This is a genomic window from Rhizobium sp. Root1334, assembly GCF_001426665.1.
Lineage (GTDB): Bacteria > Pseudomonadota > Alphaproteobacteria > Rhizobiales > Rhizobiaceae > Pararhizobium.
In genome coordinates, this window is sequence record NZ_LMEY01000001.1 from 690,190 (window position 1) to 709,343 (window position 19,154).

Consider the following 19,154-nt stretch of genomic DNA (forward strand, 5'->3'; position numbering starts at 1 on the left):
CCTTCCCCAGCGCCATAAAAGAAAATTGCCCGGATTTTCAGGTCCGGGCAATTCTTTTCGACTTACTGGCCGGTGACCACTTTGGTCCAGAGCCGCGTCACCAGACGCTGCGATTTGGCGTCATAGGGTGTGACCGTGAAGAGCTTGGCAAGCACCTCCGGTGTCGGATAGATCGCGGTGTCGTCAAGCACTTCCTTATCGACGAACTGTTGCGAGGCCTTGTTGCCGTTGGCGTAGAACACCACGTTCGAGGCCTTGGCGACGACTTCCGGCTTCATCATGTAGTTCAAGAATTCATGTGCTTCGGCGACATGCGGCGCATCGGCCGGAATGGCCATGACGTCGAACCACATCTGCGCCCCGGTCGGCGGGATGACATAGTTGACCGTCACACCGGCATTGGCTTCGGCAGCGCGGTCGCGTGCCTGGAAGACGTCACCCGAATAGCCGACAGCCAGGCAGATATCGCCATTGGCCAGCGCATTGATGTATTCCGACGAATGGAACTTGCGAACGTAAGGACGAATGGACGTCAGAAGCTCTTCCGCCTTCTTCAGATCGTCCGGGGTGCGGCTATCGGGATCGAGGCCGAGATAGGACAAGGCGGACGGCAGGACATCTGAAGCAGAATCGAGGATGTGAATACCGCAATCCTTGAACTTGGCAGCAACTTCGGGCTTGAAGATCACGTCCCAGGTCGGCGCATCGTCGGTACCGAGAATCTGCTTCACCTTCTCGACATTGTAGCCGATGCCGGTCGTGCCCCACATATAGTCGACAGCATATTCATTGCCAGGGTCGTATTTCTGGATGCGTTCGGAAATCACGTCCCACATGTTGGAGAGGTTCGGCAGCTTCGACTTGTCGAGCTTCTGGAAGACACCGGCTGCGATCTGGCGCTGCAGGAAGCTTGCCGTCGGCACGACGACGTCATAGCCGGTGCCGCCTGCCAGCAGCTTGGTTTCAAGGATTTCATTGCTATCGAAGACGTCGTAGACGACCTTGATGCCGGTTTCCTTGGTGAAATCTTCCAGAATGCTGGCATCGATATAATCGGACCAGTTGTAGACATTGACCACGCGCTCCTGCGCGGTGGCAATCGTTGCGGACCCTGCGAGGATCAACGCGGCAAAGGCGGTGGCAATCGTACGCGACATAGAATTCCCCTTGGTTTTATCGGGTCAGTATAGGCCTGCTGCCGTCGCCTGCCTGTCTGCCCCTCCGTATGCGCGTTTGGAAGGTAGGCATGTTTTCAAACAACCACAAGCGCTTTTACTGGTCCCACGCGAACCATCCAGAGGCAGCGCAATTTTAGCACTCACTGGCAAAAGCCGAATCTTTTCAGTGCGGCATGACAGGCCTGAGACCGGAATGGCCGGACGGCGCACGCAGATTAACCATAAGCTCAGATCGAGCTCGAACCGCGGCGTTTACGATTGCTTAACCATGCCCGGAATGCGATTTTGCGCCGCAACGGTTGTGCGTTTCGGAGTTGGCCATCATGAGTGTGAAGTCGCAGCGGATCGACCCACGGGAGTTGAAGCGGCTGTCAGTGTTGCAGTCCCACAGTACGCTTCTTGCCATCGGCTTCGACTGGGTGTTGATCGCCGGCGCCATCGCCGTCAGCAAATATATGCAACATCCGCTTGTTTATCTCGCCGCCGTGCTGGTCATTGCCGGACGCATGCACGCGTTCGGCTGCCTGATGCATGAGGCAGCCCATTACCGCATCATCAAGAACCGCAAAGTCAGCGACTGGATGAGCGACCTTTTGCTGGCATGGCCGATCATGGCGACGGTGGACGGCTATCGCATGAACCATCTTGCTCATCATCAGCACACCAATACCGATGATGACCCGGACTGGGCTGCCAAGCTCGGCATGGCACAGTTCACCTTCCCGCAAAAAGTCTGGCGCGGCGTCGTGCAACTGCTCGGCTATCTCGTCGCAGTGAATTCCGTTCGCGATATCCTGCACATGGCCAAGCGCATCGCCAAACACGACCGCTCGACGCGGACCTACAAGCTGCTGCGCATTGGCTTCTACGCCGTTGCTGCCATTGTCTTCTCGGTCTTCGGGCTCTGGACAGACTTCCTGCTGTATTGGCTGGTGCCGTTCTTCACGTTCTTCTGCCTGTTCCTCTACGTCCGCAGCGTTGCCGAACATTTCGGCAGCATGGACTACTCCGATGAACTGGGCAGCTCGCGCACGGTCTATCCCTACGTGTGGGAAAAGCTGTTTTTCGCGCCCCACAACATCAACTACCATCTGGAACACCATCTTTATCCCGGCGTGCCTTATTACAACCTGCCGGAACTGCATGCGATCCTGATGAAGAACCCCACCTATGCCGCCAAGGCGCACATCACCCGTGGCTATACGACAGGCCTGCCGGCAGAATGCTTTGCGCCAGATGCGCCGCTGCTGCCCGCGCATCATCCGGTCAGCTACTGATTACTGGAAATCGAAGGCGCTCAAACCCGTCACCATTTCATCGAGCCCAAGTGGCCGGGTGACCGGCGGTTCGGCACGGGCAAGACAGCCCTGCCGCTCGCAGAGGCGGCAGGCGGTACCACCGGCGACGATCGCAAGTGGCGCGCCGCCATAAACGGTGTCCGGCGCATGGGCGGCATCGCAGCCGATCAGGATCGCGGTGCGGCGAACGCGCTCCTGAAAATTCGCCCGCGGTCCCTCGACAGTCCGGGCGATGGTCAAAAACTCCCCGCCTCCGAAAATCTCCACCTTGTCAGCCAGAACCTGCCCGGCTTGCGCAAATGCCGTGTGGACATTGAGCTTGGGACAGTCGCCACCGAAACGCGCCTGCGGAAAGCCTGATGCACCAGCCTTGCGCAGCCGGTTCCCGGCATGATCGATCTCCATCATAAAGAACGGTACCCCTGCAGCACCGGGCCGCTGCAACGTCACCAACCGGCTTGCGACTTGTTCGAACGACACCTGGAACCGGGCGCTGAGGACATCAATATCGTATTTCGTCCGCTGTGCTACGGTGAGAAATCCCGCATACGGCATCATGATCGCATGTGCCGCATAGCGGGCAAGCTCGAAGCGCCCGATGCGGCGCGCCTCACCCGTCGAGAATGCCAGCTGCTGGAGATCGGCGGCGATCGCTTCCGGAAAGGCGATCTGCGCCGCCTCCATGGCGATTTCCCGCAGCTGATCCTGTGCCGACAGCCGCTCGGACAGGAACAGCCGCATCGAATGACGATCGAAGCGGCGGCGCAAATCCGGCATGACATGCACCGGCAGCACCCGGACGGTCAGACCATGCTCCCTGCGCAGAAAGCCTTTCAAGGCACCGGCAAGATCGTCGCCGGGAGAGAGCTGTGAATGAAAGGCTTCGGCGGCCTCGTCTATCCCGGCAAAATAATGCGGGCGGTTTTCGAAGATGTCGCGCACCTCGTCCATCGGCAACCGCGCATCCGACAGAGCCGCCATATGCCCCTGATCGGACAGGAGCGCACTCAGATCCTTCAGCCGCAGCGATTGCTCCCGATAGGCACGATAGAGCTTGAGAACGCCCATTGCTGCATTGGGGGCAGCTTCCGCAACTTCGATCAGCTCCTGGTCACCCGGCAGCTCGCCGGAGAGCAGCGGATCGGCAAAGACTTCCCGCAATTGCGTGACGCTGCTCGTTGCCTCGCCCTGCAACTCGTCGAGATCAACCTTGTACACCGAAGAGAGCTTCAACAGCAGCTGCACCGTCAACGGCCGTTGATTGCGCTCGATCAGGTTGAGGTAGGACGGCGAGATGCCGAGCGCCTCGGCCATCGCCGTTTGCGTCAGCGACAAACCATTGCGGATGCGCCGGACGCGGGCACCGGCAAAAATCTTGTTCTCAGCCATTTGTCACACCTGTTACAAAATCGCGGACATTCGAAATCTTTACATCATTTACAAAATGACAAACGCCTTTTGTAAAAGGCAAGACATGATAACCCTTTTCAACGCCGCGACAATCCTTTTGTTCTCGCCGTTTTGTGCGGCGCACTGTAAAACTCGTCACATCAAATTCGTGGATCGGACGGTCATTCAACCAAAGTCGAATGACACTCTGAAGTTTGCAGGAGGAAATCTATGACTGATTTTTACAATCTCATTCCCGGCGCACCGCAGGGCCGCTTCGACGGGCTGGACCGCCCTTACACCGCCGAAGACGTCAAGCGACTGCGCGGCTCCGTCCAGATCCGCCATACACTGGCCGAAATGGGGGCCAACCGGCTGTGGCAACTGATCCACGAGGAAGATTTCGTCAATGCGCTCGGTGCAATGACCGGCAACCAGGCCATGCAGCAGGTCCGCGCTGGCTTGAAGGCAATATACCTCTCCGGCTGGCAGGTTGCCGCCGACAGCAATACCGCGTCATCGATGTATCCCGACCAGTCGCTTTATCCAGCCAACGCGGCACCGGAGCTGGCGCGGCGCATCAACAGGACGTTGCAACGCGCCGACCAGATTGAAACGTCCGAGGGCAAGGGTCTTTCGGTCGACACCTGGTTCGCACCGATCGTTGCCGACGCCGAAGCCGGTTTCGGCGGATCGCTCAACGCCTTCGAGATCATGAAGGCCTTCATCGAGGCCGGTGCTGCCGGCGTCCACTATGAAGACCAGCTGGCATCGGAAAAGAAGTGCGGCCATCTTGGCGGCAAGGTTCTGATCCCGACGGCGGCCCATATCCGCAATCTCAATGCCGCGCGGCTTGCTGCCGACGTCATGGGTACGCCGACGCTGGTCATCGCCCGCACGGACGCCGAGGCCGCCAAGCTGCTCACCTCCGATATCGACGAGCGCGACCAGCCCTTCGTCGATTACGATGCCGGCCGCACCACGGAAGGCTTCTATCAGGTCAAGAACGGTATCGAGCCCTGCATTGCCCGCGCCATTGCCTATGCACCCTATTGCGACCTGATCTGGATGGAGACCGGCAAGCCGGATCTCGAACAGGCCCGCAAGTTTGCCGAAGCCGTGCACAAGGTGCATCCGGGCAAGAAGCTTGCCTATAATTGCTCGCCGTCATTCAACTGGAAGAAAAACCTCGATGACGCGACGATCGCCAAGTTCCAGCGCGAGCTCGGCGCCATGGGCTACAAGTTCCAGTTCATCACGCTTGCCGGCTTCCACCAGCTGAACTTCGGCATGTTTGAGCTGGCCCGCGGTTACAAGGACCGGCAGATGGCTGCCTATTCGGAGCTTCAGGAGGCGGAGTTCGCCGCCGAGGTCAACGGCTACACCGCGACCAAGCATCAGCGCGAAGTCGGCACCGGTTATTTCGACGCTGTTTCGATGGCCATCACCGGCGGCAAGTCCTCGACCACAGCCATGCATGAATCGACCGAACACGAGCAATTCCGCCCGGCTGCGGAATAGAGGAACTCCGCTCCCCGCCATTCTGGAGGTGGGGAGGGCAACCAAAACGTCCCTTCAAGAACCCCACATAAGAGGAGAAATGCGATGACAGTCCAGGCCACTATCAAGACACATGTCAAGGAACGGGCGGAGGAGCAATCCTCGGCCATGACACCGGAACAGCAGGCAATGATCCGCATGGTCGCCAACGACCTGCACAGGCTCAACCAGGCTGTCATGAAGGCCGTGGATGCCGGCGTTTCCGTCGAACTCGTCCGTTCCGCCCGTCATCATGGTGGCGAAGGCAACTGGGGCGACCTGCTGATCCCCGTCATCGTGACGCAAGGCCGAGGCTGAGGCATGGCGCTCTGTCCACAAAGATTCCGGCGGGACTTTTCTCGCCGGAATCTTGCATTTTCATACAGTTCTACAGGCTTCGGCTTGGCCTCTTTCCGGCAAACAGATCGGCGTGGCTTTTCAGCAGCCGGAACAATCGGTCCGAGACCGTGCGGATTTCGCGCCGGTGACGATCTTCGCTATTGGTGACGATCCATTGGCCGTGTCGCAGCTGTTTCAGCTCTTCACCCGCCCGCTCCAGGCCGGGATCGAGATCGCCGACGAAACAGGGCAACACAGCCTGCCCCGCCCCGGCCTTTGCAAGATCGAGCAGCGAGCGCGGGCGGCTGACGATGACAGCGATCGAGGCTGCTGCCTGCTCATGCGGAAAGCGTAGATAGGGCGAGATGGCATCCTCTTCGGATACTGCAAGCCAGGCCGATGAAAGCCCTTCCGGCGCATTACGCTGACGGTAGGCAGCATAGGCGACATCGCCGGTATGACGGCTAGCCAGATTTGGCTCTTCCGGCGCCACCGCGCGCACACCGACATCGCTTTCCCGGTGCGCCAGCGTTGCCCGGCGCTCGGAGACGGACATATCGAGGCGAAAACCATCGCGCTCGCTCCAGATGGCCTGGATGTTTTCGCAGACCAGCCAGGTCACCCAGGTTCCGGCCATCAACCGCACCACCGACGCGCCATGCGCCTCCTGCCGCCAGCCATCGACCTTACGGACAACAGCATCCATTGCTTGCAACTGCTCGAAAAGAGCCTGGCCATCGGCGGTCAAGCGGTAGCCGGTCTGGCTGCGGACAAACAACTGCCGCCCAATTCCCTGTTCAAGATCAAGAATGCGACGACCAACCGTCGCCGGGCTCAAACCATTGGCCTGCGCAGCGCCGGTCAGTCCGCCATGACGCGCCACAGCCAGAAATATCTGATAGGCATCCCAATTTATGTCTTTCATAATTGAAAAACATACTCCGTTTTCTTGCGTTTATAAACTGATTTTTGAATCATAGGTTCGAGGCGTAAACGGAGTGCGGCTGAACCGCCTCCCCACCCAGATTGAAGAAAGTTGGCTGCAGGACACCTTGTCCGGCAACGGCTTTCCATTGCCGAAGGAGACCTGCGATGCCAGAAATGATGGGAGTAGTTTTGTTGGCGGATATGCTGGCGAAAGACGGGCGCAAACAGCACGAATTCCAAGAAGTGATCAACCGGAACCGCCTGCCTAACAGGATGTCCAGCGCGTTGCGCCTGCTTTGCCTGCGCTGGGTGCGGTAAGGCGGCAAACAGAAAGCCCGACGATTAAACGCCGGGCTTTTCCTCGTTCAATTGTCCGTTTGATCAGGCCGCGCGGCCGATCTGATGACCCGTACTGACAGGCTCCAGGCGGAACTGTTCGACCAGCATCATCAGCGTATCGGCCTGATTAGCGAGTTCGCGGCTGGCGCTGGTCGCCTGATCGACCATGGTGGCGTTCTGCTGGGTCATCTGGTCCATCTGGTTGACGGAGCCATTGACCTCATGCAGGGCTGCCGCTTGATCGCGGCTGGCTGTGGCGATCATTTCGACATGGCTGCTGACCGAGACGATCTGCTGGCTGATCGAGGCAAGCACGGCGCCGGTTTCCTGAACCAGCTGCGACCCGGAATTCACCTCGCTGGCAGACTTGTTGATCAGCCCCTTGATCTCGCGGGCGGCTCCCGCCGAACGCTGCGCAAGCTCGCGGACTTCCTGCGCAACCACCGCGAAACCCTTGCCCGCATCGCCCGCCCGTGCGGCCTCGATACCGGCATTGAGTGCAAGAAGGTTTGTCTGGAAGGCGATCTCGTCGATGACATCGATGATCTGCTCGATCTGGTGCGAGGCATCTTCGATCCGCCCCATTGCTGCAATCGCATTGCTGACGACAACAGCCGAGCTGTCCGCGCTCTTCTTGGTATGTGTGACGGCAACATTGGCCTCGTGCGCCCGTTCGGCCGATGAGCGGACAGTGACGGTGATCTGGTCGACGGCGGCAGCCGTTTCTTCCAGTGACGCGGCCTGCGCCTCGGTGCGCTTCGACAAGGAATCCGCCGATGCATGCATGTCATTGCCGCTACGCTGGATCGACAGGGCATTGTTGCGGATCTGCAGGAGGGTGTCCTGCAGGCGGATCAGCGATCCGTTGAAGTCCATACGCAACTGCTCGAGGCGCCCGGTGAACGGCGTGTCGATTTGCTGCGAAAGGTCGCCCTGCGCCAGGCGGCCAAGGCCGGCGGCAAGCTGGCTGACGGCGAAATCGATCTGGCTGTCGAGCGTACGCTTTTCCGTATCATTGCGGGTGCGTTCGGCATCGGCCTGCGCACGCTGCTCTTCGCTTTCGGCTTCGATGCGGACCTTGGAAAGGGCGTTTTCCTTGAAGATGCCGAGCGCCCGGGCCATGTCGCCGATTTCGTCACGGCGAGCCCCGCCATCGATCGAGGTATCGAGCGCACCATCAGCCAAACGGCGCATGGCGGCGGTGATCTGGCCGATCGGGCCCTTCAGCGTCAGCACCAGTGCACCGCCAGCGAGAAGCGCGATCAGGATACCCACGACCGTCGCGAAGACGGAAACCTGGTTGGCCTTGTCGCGCTCGACCGAAGCGGTGGTTTTCTGGCCTTCGGCAAACGCCGTCAGCTGTCCCCAGATATTATCGATTTCCGCTGCTGCGGCGGTGAATTCGGCTTGGCGGGCGGCGCTACTGTCAACGAGCGCGGCACTGTCAGCCTGCATTTTCTCCGTCACCGGCTTCACAGCAGCGACGAGATTGTTGAAGAACGGCAAATCGCCAGCCGACTGGGCCAGGCTCTGGATTTCCTGTTTCATGAGACTGAACTCGCGCATCAACCGTTCTTTACCGTCGGCATCCGTCTTTTCCAGAAAGCTCGCGGCTGCGATGCGGATCGAGTAGACGGAGTTGACGATCGAGCGGGTGCCGGAAAGGACAGAATTTGCCTTGACGAGCGCTGCATCCAGCCTGCCGAACGTTGCTGTTGCATCACGCATTTTCAAAGTCGCGGCGCCGTTCAGCTGGATGCTCGTCTGGCGGAAGCGGGCCATCAGCCTGCCGATCGCAACGGCGGCTTCGTCGGACTTGTCGCCACTGTCCAGCAGTGTCTTGATCTCACCGATGGTGGTCTTGAAGGTTTCAGAAACCGCCTTCTGGCTTTGCGGCAGCCCCGAACTGATCTTGCGCAGGACCTTGGTCAACGCACCATGGGAATCGGCCGCGACCTTTATCTTGTCTTCGGCAGTGGCAGCCTTGGCAAAACTCGTGTTGAATGCAGCGAGCGTGTCGCTGGATGAGGTCAGGCGTTCCGCCTCGCGCAGCAGCGACTTTGCCGCCTCCTCGTCCTGACGGACGCCCTGCTCCATGGTGGTTGCTTCGTCGAGGATTTTCATCTGTGCAGCGAGCAGCAGGCGGAGGCTTCCGTTGATGGACTGGCGCAAGGCCACTTCCTGCTCGTAGAGCCTCCACAGGCCATCAACCCGCTCGCCTATCGTCGTACTACCGTTCAAGGCCTGCTGAAGCTGGTCGCGACCGTTCTCGTCATCAACCTGTTCAAGCGTCCCTTCGAGAACCGCACGCTGGGCCGTAATCTTCTCAAGCACGGCCTGGCGAGACTCTTCGGTCGTATTCTTCAGGAAGCTGTTCATACCCGCATAAACGTCCTTGAAGCCGCTCAGCGACTGCAGGACGCTATTGGAAATCTCCATGCGCCCCTGCAGCAGGCCGGACGCATAAAGCCCGGTAATACCGACAGCGCAAATGCTGACGACGAAGGGCAGAATGAACAGCAGCACCTTGGTCTGGATTTTGAAGCGGGCAAGAATCTTGTCGATGAACATGAACGCACCTTGGCTCGCAGCCTGCGTCCGCTCCCCAAGCCGTGAGAGGCTTCCCCGGTGCGCCAACAAGCTGGTGATTTAATTGAAAAATCATACGGCGCATCGCCGCCAGCCTGCCAGGCATTCATTGCATGATCGGCCGCCTCCCGGGGCTAAGATCACGGCAGGCTCCGTTGCGAAACATTCTTCAACGGCAACAATTAATATTTGAATAAATGCGGTCTAAATCGTTTCAGATTGACTCTACCGCATATCCGCAGGGAGCGCGGCACAGGATCGTCACAACATGACAGCATGACGCATAGCGCACTTTGATCGCTATCATTCCGAGGCCGGAAGCCGGATCGAATGCTTAGAAGGACCAGAAAGACGGCAGGGCCACGAGCGCTGCAAGAGCGAACACGGCGATCACTGAAGCGCGGATCAGCAAAGTCTTGCGCGCTGCGCTTTCGTCGGCTTTCGCAATTGCGATTGCGCGGGCTGTGGAACGGCTGCGTGACTGATTCATGGCATCATTTCCTTTCGACCTAAGCAACAATAGACCCGGATGATCCGGACCGCCAGCCCACTTCCTGTTGCAACAGCTCACGAAAGAGCAAAAATGTCACGTTTCTGAAACAATTCCTGAAAACTGCATCCTTGCCGCGCCGCAAAGCCGTGGAGCCAGCGTTTCAAACAGGTTCCGCCAGATATCTTAACAATGGCTGAAGCGGCCTGCGCTTTGTCCGGTCATGCCGCCTGTCCCGCCGAAAAGCCCGATGCCCAGGCCCACTGGAAATTGTAGCCGCCGAGCCAACCGGTGACATCAACACATTCACCGATGAAATAGAGGCCGGGAACGTCGCGTGCCCGCATGGTGCGGGAATCGAGCACCCTTGTATCGACACCGCCCAGCGTCACTTCGGCCGTGCGGTAACCTTCCGAGCCGGCCGGCGTGATGGCCCAGTCCTTGATCGTCAAGCAGAAAGCATCGATGGCCTTGTCGGAGAGATCGGCGAGCGGCCGGTTGCTCAGCCCGGCGGCCTCGGCAAAAAACTGCGCCAGCCTTTTCGGTAGAGGTTCGGCCAGCGCCGTCTGCAGCGCCTGACGGCCATTCTCCTTGCGCGCCGCCTTCAGCACAGCAGCGATATCGACATGCGGCAGAAGGTTGAGGCGGATATCGCCACCCTCGCGCCAGTAGGAGGAGATCTGCAGGATGGCAGGTCCGCTCAAGCCCCGATGGGTGATCAGCAGAGCTTCCTCGAACATCGTCTTGCCGCAGCGCGCCTGTGCATCGACGGCAACACCGGCAAGCGCACTCAAGCTTTCAAGTTGGACGGGATCGAGCGTCAGCGGCACCAGCCCCGGACGCGTTTCGACCAGCGGCAGGCCGAACTGCTCGGCAATCCTATAGGCAAAACCCGTCGCGCCCATTTTAGGGATAGACTTGCCGCCGCTGGCAACGATCAGCGAGGAACAATCGATCGCCCCATCCGCCGTCACGATGCGAAATCCTGAAACGGCTTTGTCGATCGTCCGGATTTCTGCGCCCAACCGCAGCACCGCGCTGGCCTCCTTCATCTCCGTCAGCAGCATGCGGATGATGTCCTTGGCCGTATCGTCGCAAAACAGCTGGCCGAGCGTCTTTTCATGCCAGGCAATATTGTAGCGATCGACCAGGCTGATGAAATCATGTGGCGTGTAGCGCGCCAAAGCCGACTTGCAGAAATGCGGGTTGGCTGACAAGAAATTCTTCGGGCTCGCATGGATATTGGTGAAGTTGCAGCGCCCGCCGCCGGAGATGCGGATCTTCTCGCCCGGCGCCTTGGCATGGTCGAGCACGATGACGCGGCGGCCGCGCTTGCCCGCCTCGATCGCCGCCATCATGCCGGCTGCCCCTGCCCCGATTATCACCACGTCAAACTGTTCAGCCAAGACATCCATTCCTGTTTCAGTTTCCTTTCGAAGGCAAGGACGCCAAAGTCAATCGCTGTTGCTGTGATGCGTGAGAATACAGCCTGTGCGGCAGAAAAAGTCCCAGCTTTCACCCTAGCCAATTGCCAAACTGTGGTTATGATGCCTCATCCGAACCCAAAACCGGTGATTTATGCCCGTCAGAAGAAATGCTGCCCAACCAACTGCAAGGACTGTCAAGAGCTCGAAAATACCCGCCGCACTACAAGCTCCACGTGGGGTAAAAACCTGGAAAGAAGCCGCCGACTGGCTGAAGATCCGCGGTATCGAAGATATCGAATGCATCACGCCCGATATCGCCGGCGTTCCGCGCGGCAAGATGATGCCGTCTTCGAAATTTACGTCCAACACATCCCTTGCCCTTCCGTCGGCGATCTACCGCCATACGATTTCCGGCGAATATCCCGAAGAGACGGGCAATTTCCGCTATGACAGCCGGGACAGCGACATCAAGCTGGTGCCCGACCTTTCGACCCTCTCGGTCGTCCCCTGGGAAAGTGACCCGACGGCGCAGGTGATCTGCGACATTGCAGGTTCACAGGGCGAAAAAGTTCCCTACACGCCGCGCAACGTTCTGAAGCATGTGCTCGACCTCTATCATCAAAGAGGCTGGAAGCCGGTGGTCGCACCGGAAATCGAATTCTATCTGGTCGCCAAGAACGAGGACCCGGATTATCCGCTGCATCCGCCGAAAGGCCGCTCCGGACGCGCCATCCAAGGCGGACAGGGTTACTCGATTGCCGGCGTCAACGAATTCGACGAACTGATCGACGACATCTACCATTTCTCGGAAAAGCAGGGTCTCGAGATCGACACGCTGATCCATGAGGAAGGTCCGGCACAGCTGGAAATCAACCTTCGCCACGGCGATCCGATCGAGCTTGCCGACCAGGTCTTCCTGTTCAAGCGGACCATCCGCGAGGCGGCGCTGAAGCACGGCATCTACGCCACCTTCATGGCCAAGCCGATGCAGGCGCAGGCCGGGTCAGCGATGCACATCCACCAGTCCGTCATCGAAGTGAACACAGGCCGCAACCTGTTTTCGAATGCTGACGGCTCGCCGTCCAAAGAGTTTTTCTCCTTCATCGGCGGCATGCAGAAATTTGTCCCGAAGGCGCTGTCGATGATGGCCCCTTATGTGAACTCGTACCGGCGGCTGACGCCAGACATGTCGGCACCGGTCAACAATGCCTGGGGTTACGACAACCGGACGACGGCGTTTCGCATTCCCGTCTCAGAACCTGTCGCCCGGCGTGTCGAAAACCGCCTGCCGAGTTCGGATGCCAATCCCTATCTGGCGCTCGCCGCGTCCCTCGGCTGCGGCTATCTCGGCATTGTTCAGGGACTAGAGCCATCGGCACCGGCAGATGCGTCGGCAGATAAAGGGACGATTGACCTGCCCCGGGGCCTGCTCGAAGCGGTATCGCTGCTCGAGGCAGAGCCGGCTTTCGCCGAGATCTTCAGCCCGGAATTCATCGCCATCTATGGCGGGGTGAAGCGGGGTGAGTTTGAAACCTTCATGCAGGTGATCAGCCCCTGGGAGCGCGAATTCCTGCTTCTCAATGTCTGATATGAAAGGCACAGCCATGCCCTGGCAAAGCCCGATCTCACCGGGGATTTCCTGGTATGAGTCCAACGTCGCCGAGCGGCCGGAATACCCGGCTCTCTCAGGCTCGGTGGAAACTGATGTCGCCATCGTCGGCGGCGGCTTCACCGGGCTGCAGGCGGCCTACAATCTGGCGAAAAAGGGTGTTCGCGTCACGTTGATCGATGCCTATCGTTTTGGCGATGGCGCCTCCGGCCGCAATGGCGGCCAGCTCGGTACCGGCCAGCGCTGGTCTCCCGAAGAGATGGAAGGCACGCTCGGCTTTGAGCGGTCCAAGGCGCTGTTTGATCTTGCCGAGGACGCGAAGAAACATCTTCTCGACTTTGCATCCGCGCATGACATCGACATTGAATATGTCGAGGGGCAGATGAACGTCTGTCATAAATCACGTTCAGAAAAGGAGTATCGCGACAGCGTCGAGATCGCCGCAACGCGTTATGGCTATCCGCATCAGAGCTTCATGGGCCGCGACGAAACCGTGACGCGGCTGGGCTCGAAGCGTTACCTGTTCGGCATCCGCGATACCGGCACCGGCCATATCCAGCCGATGAAACTGCTGGTCGGGCTGGCAAAGCAAGCGGTACTGGCCGGTGCCTCGCTGCATGAGCAGACCAAGGCGTTGAAGATCAATCAGGCCGGCGGCCGCGTCAGCATCGAGACGGACAAGGGCACGATCAGTGCCGACCGCGCTTTGATTGCCTGCAACGGCTATATCGGCAATCTCGAGCCGGTGACGGCGCGCCATGTCATGCCGATCCGCTCGTTCATCGGCGCCACCAAGGTGCTCAGCGACTTTCCGGATGTGCTGCCAGGGGGCGAGGCCGTTGCCGATTCGCGCTTCGTCGTGCGCTATTTCCGCAAATCCAAAGACGGACGCCTGCTGTTCGGTGGCCGCGAGGCCTATACGGCCGACAATCCCCGTGAGATTTCCGAGCATATCCGCCGGCAGATCAGCGAAATCTACCCGTCGCTCGCCAATGTGGAAATGACCCATGCCTGGGGCGGTTCGGTCGGCATCACGTTGCCGCGCCAGCCTTTCGTGCGCGAAGTCATGCCCGGCGTTACCTCGATTGGCGGCTATTCCGGCCATGGCGTCATGCTGTCAAACTATTGCGGCAAGCTCTATTCCGACATGGTCACTGGCAACCGCTCGGACCTCGACCTGTTCCGGGAGCTGAACATTCCAGCATTTCCCGGCGGCACGCGGTTCCGTTCCGTGCTTTTGTTCGTTGCACTCAGCTGGTATGCCTTGCGCGACAAATTTTAAAAGCCGCATCTGAAAAGCGGGTGAAACGCAATTTGTTGCGTCGCACCCTAGCGCTTTTAAATCGATTAGATTATACACTCCTCAGACCAGAACGAGATCGAGATTTCTCATGAGCAGCCAGATCATTCCTGTGGAACCCTTTGACTATGTGGTTTTTGGAGGCACCGGCGACCTTGCCGAGCGCAAATTGCTTCCAGCCCTTTATCATCGTCAGCTGGATGGCCAACTGAGCGATCCGACACGCATCATCGGCGCTTCGCGCAGCGTGCTCAGCCATGAAGAATACCGCAAATTTGCCGCTGATGCCCTCAAGGAGCACCTGAAGACAGGCGAGTATGACGAGGCGCAGGTCAAGATCTTCACCGACCGCCTGTTCTACGTGCCGGTCGATGCCAAATCCGATGGTGGCTGGGATCAGCTGAAGGCGCTTCTCGATGAAGGCAAGGACCGCGTCCGCGCATTCTATCTTGCGGTAGCACCCGCAATCTTCGGCGACATCTCGGAAAAGATCCGCGACCACAAGCTGATCACCAAGACGACGCGCATCGTCGTCGAAAAGCCGATCGGCCGCGACCTTGCCTCGGCGCTGGAACTCAACGACACGATCGGCAAGGTCTTCAAGGAAGAGCAGATCTTCCGTATCGACCATTATCTCGGCAAGGAAACTGTGCAGAACCTGATGGCGCTGCGCTTTGCCAACGCATTGTACGAGCCGCTGTGGAACTCGTCCTACATCGATCACATCCAGATCACGGTTGCCGAGTCGGTCGGGCTTGAAAGCCGTGCCGGCTACTATGACAAGGCTGGCGCCCTTCGCGACATGGTGCAGAACCATATCCTTCAGCTCCTCTGCCTGGTCGCCATGGAAGTTCCGCCGTCGATGAACGCCGAAGCCGTACGCGACGAAAAGCTGAAGGTCCTGCGCGCGCTGAAGCCGATCAATCCGGGCAATGTCGAGAAGATGACGGTGCGTGGCCAGTACAAGGCTGGCGCTTCGGCAGGTGGCGCGGTCAAGGGCTACCTCGAGGAGCTCGAAGGCGGCGTCTCCAACACCGAGACCTTCGTTGCCATCAAGGCCGAAATCAACAATTGGCGTTGGGCCGGCGTTCCCTTCTACATCCGCACCGGCAAGCGCATGGCCGGCCGTATGTCGGAAATCGTCATCACCTTCAAGCCGATCCCGCATTCGATCTTCGACGAGGCCGCAGGCCGCATCGAGGCCAACCAGTTGATTATCCGCTTGCAGCCCGATGAAGGCGTCAAGCAGTCGCTGATGATCAAGGACCCGGGCCCGGGCGGCATGCGCCTGCGCAACGTCTCGCTCGACATGACGTTTGCCGAAGCCTTCAATGCCCGCAGCGCCGACGCCTATGAGCGCCTGCTGCTCGACGTGGTGCGCAACAACCAGACCCTGTTCATGCGCCGCGACGAAGTCGAAGCCGCATGGCGCTGGGTCGATCCGATCCTGAAGTCCTGGGAAGCCGTCAACCAGCAGGTCCAGGCCTACACAGCCGGCACCTGGGGACCGAGCCAGGCCATCGCGCTGATCGAGCGGGACGGCCGCACCTGGCATGAAGTGATCTGAGGACGAAAGCCATGACGGCTGCGATGCATGTATTCGACAATGGTGCTGATCTGGCTGAGGGCCTTGCGGAAGCAGTGGCTGCAGCCCTGTCATCCGCTGTTGCAACGCGCGGAGAAGCGTGCATCGCCGTCTCCGGCGGCTCGACGCCAAAGGCGTTTTTCAAGGCGCTGTCCGGCAAGGCCATCGACTGGGCCAAGGTCACCGTGACCCTGATCGATGAGCGCTTCGTCGCACCCGACAGCGACCGCTCGAACGAGAAGCTCGTCAAGGACAACCTGCTCACCAATGCTGCAGCCGCAGCGCGCTTCCAGCCGCTTTATTATCCGGCGGCGACGGCTGAAGAAGCAGCGGCCGCCGCGGTGAAACAGACTGCCACGCTCGGCTGTCCCTTCGATGTCGCCATTCTCGGCATGGGCGGCGATGGACACACGGCCTCGTTCTTTCCGGGTGGTTCGCGCCTTGCGGAAGCACTTGATCCGGCAACGCCCCGCGGCGTGATGACGATGGAAGCCGAAGGAGCCGGCGAGCCGCGTCTGACATTTACATTCTCCAGCCTTCAGGATGCCCGACTTCTGGTGCTCCATATGGAGGGAGCGGCCAAGAAGGACGTTCTTGCCAAGGCTGAAGCGCCCGGTGACGAGGCGGAGATGCCGATCCGGGCGATATTGCGCCGGGCCGCCTCCCCGCTTCAGATTTACTGGGCACCCTAAAGCGGGGCGCGATCTCTGAGGATCGCTTCCTGCGCTTTGGGCCTTTGATTTTACGCATGTCGTTATCGCAAAACCGCTGACCACTTTTGCGCGACACGCTTTAAGCCCGCAATCCGGGGACCCAAGACCCGGATAACCGCAACCATGCCGACCACAGGAGTGCCGACCACTCCGGAACAGGATTGCCATGTCCGCCGACAGCCGTATTGCTGCGATTACCGCCCGCATCGTTGAACGCTCGAAGCCCTACCGCGAGCCCTATCTTGCTCGCGTGCGTTCGGCTGCATCCAAGCGTGTCACCCGTTCGGTTCTCGGCTGTGGTAACCTGGCTCATGGCTTCGCCGTCTGTTCCCCCTCCGAGAAAGTGGCGCTCTCGGGCGACGAAGTACCCAATCTCGGGATCATCACCTCCTATAACGACATGCTGTCTGCCCATCAGCCGTTCGAAACCTATCCGGCCCTGATCCGCCAGGCGGCCCATGAAGCCGGTGGTGTGGCGCAGGTGGCTGGCGGAGTTCCGGCCATGTGCGATGGCGTCACCCAAGGACAGCCGGGCATGGAGCTTTCGCTGTTTTCCCGCGACCTGATCGCCATGGCGGCAGGCGTCGGCCTGTCGCACAACATGTTCGATTCGACCGTCTATCTCGGCGTCTGCGACAAGATCGTGCCCGGCCTGATGATTGCCGCCATGACCTTCGGCCATCTGCCCGCCGTGTTCATTCCGGCCGGTCCGATGACAACAGGCTTGCCGAACGACGAAAAATCGCGTGTTCGCCAACTGTTTGCCGAAGGCAAGGTCGGCCGCGAGGAACTTCTGGAAGCAGAATCCAAATCCTACCACGGCCCCGGCACCTGCACGTTCTACGGCACGGCCAATTCCAACCAGATGCTGATGGAGATCATGGGCTTCCACCTGCCCGGCGCTTCCTTCATCAATCCAGGCACGCCGCTGCGCGACGCGCTGACGAAGGAAGCCACCAAGCGGGCGCTAGCCATTACCGCGCTCGGCAACGAATACACCCCTGCCGGCGAAATGATCGACGAGCGGTCGATCGTCAACGGCGTTATCGGCCTACATGCGACTGGCGGCTCGACCAACCACACGATGCACCTCGTCGCCATGGCCCGTTCGGCCGGTATCGCGCTGACATGGCAGGATATTTCCGAGCTTTCCGACATCATCCCGCTGCTCGCCCGCGTCTATCCGAATGGCCTGGCAGACGTGAACCACTTCCACGCCGCGGGCGGCATGGGTTACCTGATCAGCCAACTCTTGAAGCATGGCCTGTTGCATGACGACGTGCGCACCGTCTTCGGCCAGGGGCTGGATGCCTATGCGATCGACGTCAAGCTTGGCGCTAACGGTACCGTCGCCCGCGAACCGGCACCGGAGGTCAGCCACGATCCAAAGGTGCTTTCGACCGTCGAACATCCCTTCCAGCATTCCGGCGGCTTGAAGATGCTGACCGGCAATCTGGGCAAGGCTGTCATCAAGATTTCGGCGGTCAAGCCGGAGCGTCACGTCATCGAAGCACCAGCAAAAATCTTCCACGATCAGTCGGAACTGCAGGCGGCCTTCAAGGACGGCAAGCTGGAGGGTGACTTCGTTGCTGTCGTCCGCTTCCAGGGGCCGAAAGCCAATGGCATGCCGGAATTGCACAAGCTCACCACTGTGCTCGGCATCCTGCAGGACCGCGGCCAGACGGTGGCGCTGGTCACCGACGGCCGCATGTCCGGCGCCTCCGGCAAGGTGCCGTCGGCCATCCACATGACGCCCGAGGCCAAGGATGGCGGACCGATTTCGAAAATCCGCGAAGGCGACATCATCCGGCTGGATGCCATTCACGGCACGATCCAGGTGCTGGTCGATGCTGCCGAGTTGGCCAGCCGGGCGCCGGCCGAAGCCGATCTGTCAGAGAATGACTTTGGCATGGGCCGTGAAATGTTTGCGCCTTTCCGCTCGGCCGTCGGCGCCGCAGAACACGGCGCGAGCGTCTTCTTTCACTGAAAGCTACGCCCTCGACGGAAAATCGAGGGCTTAGCAAACTTAAAGTTTTACGGTAGCGGCCCGGGATGCATGTCACTCCGGCCATCGTAACGTTCGATGTTCAGTTCGAAAATATCGATGCCTTCAATACAGCGCGCGTTCACAGACACGCGTTCACCCGGATAGCCGCTGCGCATCAGGGCAACGCCGCATGTCGCGCAGAAATGGTGGCCTTCGGTGATGCTACGCCAGACATAGGTAGAAATCCGGCGTTTTTCGTTGACGAGTGTGATCTTGCTTGCCGGAACCTTCCAGTGCAGGAAGCCCGAGCGGCGACATGTCGAGCAGTTGCATTCGACCACCTCGGAAATCTCGGCATCGATTTCAAAGCAGATATCGCCGCAATGACAGGAAAGGCGATAGGGTCGTTTCATCGGTCATCGTCTCGCTTCAATCACTCGGCATC

General features: G+C 59.6%; 16 protein-coding genes. 9 read left to right on the top strand and 7 right to left on the bottom strand.

Features of this window, described 5'->3' with window-relative positions; all coding sequences use genetic code 11:
- Nucleotides 1–62 precede the first annotated feature (62 nt).
- Nucleotides 63–1,157, bottom strand: a complete 1,095-nt coding sequence (locus ASD36_RS03340; protein ID WP_060504681.1) for a polyamine ABC transporter substrate-binding protein — start codon at nt 1,155–1,157, stop codon at nt 63–65.
- Nucleotides 1,158–1,501: 344 nt separating this feature from the next.
- Here ASD36_RS03340 and ASD36_RS03345 point away from each other — a divergent pair, with 344 nt between their 5' ends.
- A complete protein-coding gene (locus ASD36_RS03345; protein ID WP_060504680.1) occupies nt 1,502–2,455 on the top strand; it encodes a fatty acid desaturase family protein in 954 nt (317 codons plus the stop codon).
- On the opposite strand, the gene ASD36_RS03350 is transcribed toward ASD36_RS03345, so the two are convergent.
- Nucleotides 2,456–3,865 carry a helix-turn-helix transcriptional regulator gene (locus ASD36_RS03350; RefSeq protein WP_060504679.1) on the bottom strand — a complete coding sequence of 470 codons (1,410 nt, stop codon included), beginning with the start codon at nt 3,863–3,865 and terminating at the stop codon, nt 2,456–2,458.
- Between the two features lie 231 nt (nt 3,866–4,096).
- Between ASD36_RS03350 and aceA the strand changes: the two genes are divergently transcribed.
- Nucleotides 4,097–5,386 (top strand): isocitrate lyase, encoded by a 1,290-nt coding sequence (gene aceA, locus ASD36_RS03355; RefSeq protein WP_060508742.1) that lies wholly within the window; start codon nt 4,097–4,099, stop codon nt 5,384–5,386.
- Between the two features lie 84 nt (nt 5,387–5,470).
- Complete coding sequence (locus tag ASD36_RS03360) at nt 5,471–5,722, top strand: hypothetical protein (protein ID WP_060504677.1); 252 nt, start codon at nt 5,471–5,473, stop codon at nt 5,720–5,722.
- A 70-nt stretch (nt 5,723–5,792) separates the two neighbouring features.
- Here the strand turns inward: ASD36_RS03360 and ASD36_RS03365 are convergent, their stop codons facing one another.
- Nucleotides 5,793–6,668, bottom strand: a complete 876-nt coding sequence (locus ASD36_RS03365; RefSeq protein ID WP_060504676.1) for a LysR family transcriptional regulator — start codon at nt 6,666–6,668, stop codon at nt 5,793–5,795.
- A 167-nt stretch (nt 6,669–6,835) separates the two neighbouring features.
- On the opposite strand from ASD36_RS03365, the gene ASD36_RS30450 reads away from it, so the two are divergent.
- Nucleotides 6,836–6,988 carry a hypothetical protein gene (locus tag ASD36_RS30450; protein ID WP_156393800.1) on the top strand — a complete coding sequence of 51 codons (153 nt, stop codon included), beginning with the start codon at nt 6,836–6,838 and terminating at the stop codon, nt 6,986–6,988.
- Nucleotides 6,989–7,051: 63 nt separating this feature from the next.
- Here ASD36_RS30450 and ASD36_RS03370 read toward each other — a convergent pair whose 3' ends face one another.
- The 3 genes from ASD36_RS03370 to ASD36_RS03375 all read right to left on the bottom strand — a co-directional run bounded on the left by ASD36_RS03370 (nt 7,052) and on the right by ASD36_RS03375 (nt 11,494).
- Nucleotides 7,052–9,580, bottom strand: coding sequence for a HAMP domain-containing methyl-accepting chemotaxis protein (locus ASD36_RS03370; protein WP_060504675.1), 2,529 nt, complete (start codon nt 9,578–9,580; stop codon nt 7,052–7,054).
- Nucleotides 9,581–9,932: 352 nt separating this feature from the next.
- Nucleotides 9,933–10,088 carry a hypothetical protein gene (locus ASD36_RS30995; protein ID WP_164491956.1) on the bottom strand — a complete coding sequence of 52 codons (156 nt, stop codon included), beginning with the start codon at nt 10,086–10,088 and terminating at the stop codon, nt 9,933–9,935.
- A gap of 221 nt (nt 10,089–10,309) precedes the next feature.
- Nucleotides 10,310–11,494: an NAD(P)/FAD-dependent oxidoreductase gene (locus ASD36_RS03375; protein ID WP_082512176.1), complete on the bottom strand. Its 1,185-nt coding sequence runs from the start codon at nt 11,492–11,494 to the stop codon at nt 10,310–10,312.
- A 172-nt stretch (nt 11,495–11,666) separates the two neighbouring features.
- Here ASD36_RS03375 and ASD36_RS03380 point away from each other — a divergent pair, with 172 nt between their 5' ends.
- The 5 genes from ASD36_RS03380 (at nt 11,667) to edd (ending at nt 18,709) form a co-directional block, all read left to right on the top strand.
- Nucleotides 11,667–13,103: a glutamine synthetase family protein gene (locus ASD36_RS03380; RefSeq protein WP_060504673.1), complete on the top strand. Its 1,437-nt coding sequence runs from the start codon at nt 11,667–11,669 to the stop codon at nt 13,101–13,103.
- A 16-nt stretch (nt 13,104–13,119) separates the two neighbouring features.
- A complete protein-coding gene (locus ASD36_RS03385; RefSeq protein WP_060504876.1) occupies nt 13,120–14,406 on the top strand; it encodes an FAD-binding oxidoreductase in 1,287 nt (428 codons plus the stop codon).
- 109 nt (nt 14,407–14,515) lie between these two features.
- Nucleotides 14,516–15,991, top strand: coding sequence for a glucose-6-phosphate dehydrogenase (gene zwf / locus ASD36_RS03390; RefSeq protein WP_060504672.1), 1,476 nt, complete (start codon nt 14,516–14,518; stop codon nt 15,989–15,991).
- 11 nt (nt 15,992–16,002) lie between these two features.
- On the top strand, nt 16,003–16,701 hold the full coding sequence (pgl, locus tag ASD36_RS03395; protein ID WP_060508743.1) for a 6-phosphogluconolactonase: 699 nt from the start codon (nt 16,003–16,005) through the stop codon (nt 16,699–16,701).
- 187 nt (nt 16,702–16,888) lie between these two features.
- Entirely contained in the window at nt 16,889–18,709 is a 1,821-nt protein-coding gene (edd, locus tag ASD36_RS03400) for a phosphogluconate dehydratase (RefSeq protein WP_060504670.1), read from the top strand.
- A gap of 47 nt (nt 18,710–18,756) precedes the next feature.
- On the opposite strand, the gene ASD36_RS03405 is transcribed toward edd, so the two are convergent.
- Complete coding sequence (locus tag ASD36_RS03405; RefSeq protein WP_060504669.1) at nt 18,757–19,122, bottom strand: GFA family protein; 366 nt, start codon at nt 19,120–19,122, stop codon at nt 18,757–18,759.
- Nucleotides 19,123–19,154: the final 32 nt, after the last annotated feature.

Coding starts and splice junctions, on each gene's coding strand:
- ASD36_RS03370 (WP_060504675.1), bottom strand. CDS start 9,580: ATGTTCATCGACAAGATTCTTGCCCGCTTCAAAATCCAGACCAAGGTG.
- ASD36_RS03345 (WP_060504680.1), top strand. CDS start 1,502: ATGAGTGTGAAGTCGCAGCGGATCGACCCACGGGAGTTGAAGCGGCTG.
- ASD36_RS03385 (WP_060504876.1), top strand. CDS start 13,120: ATGCCCTGGCAAAGCCCGATCTCACCGGGGATTTCCTGGTATGAGTCC.
- aceA (WP_060508742.1), top strand. CDS start 4,097: ATGACTGATTTTTACAATCTCATTCCCGGCGCACCGCAGGGCCGCTTC.
- ASD36_RS03360 (WP_060504677.1), top strand. CDS start 5,471: ATGACAGTCCAGGCCACTATCAAGACACATGTCAAGGAACGGGCGGAG.
- pgl (WP_060508743.1), top strand. CDS start 16,003: ATGACGGCTGCGATGCATGTATTCGACAATGGTGCTGATCTGGCTGAG.
- ASD36_RS03380 (WP_060504673.1), top strand. CDS start 11,667: ATGCCCGTCAGAAGAAATGCTGCCCAACCAACTGCAAGGACTGTCAAG.
- ASD36_RS30995 (WP_164491956.1), bottom strand. CDS start 10,088: ATGAATCAGTCACGCAGCCGTTCCACAGCCCGCGCAATCGCAATTGCG.
- ASD36_RS30450 (WP_156393800.1), top strand. CDS start 6,836: ATGCCAGAAATGATGGGAGTAGTTTTGTTGGCGGATATGCTGGCGAAA.
- ASD36_RS03350 (WP_060504679.1), bottom strand. CDS start 3,865: ATGGCTGAGAACAAGATTTTTGCCGGTGCCCGCGTCCGGCGCATCCGC.
- ASD36_RS03340 (WP_060504681.1), bottom strand. CDS start 1,157: ATGTCGCGTACGATTGCCACCGCCTTTGCCGCGTTGATCCTCGCAGGG.
- ASD36_RS03365 (WP_060504676.1), bottom strand. CDS start 6,668: ATGAAAGACATAAATTGGGATGCCTATCAGATATTTCTGGCTGTGGCG.
- zwf (WP_060504672.1), top strand. CDS start 14,516: ATGAGCAGCCAGATCATTCCTGTGGAACCCTTTGACTATGTGGTTTTT.
- ASD36_RS03405 (WP_060504669.1), bottom strand. CDS start 19,122: ATGAAACGACCCTATCGCCTTTCCTGTCATTGCGGCGATATCTGCTTT.
- edd (WP_060504670.1), top strand. CDS start 16,889: ATGTCCGCCGACAGCCGTATTGCTGCGATTACCGCCCGCATCGTTGAA.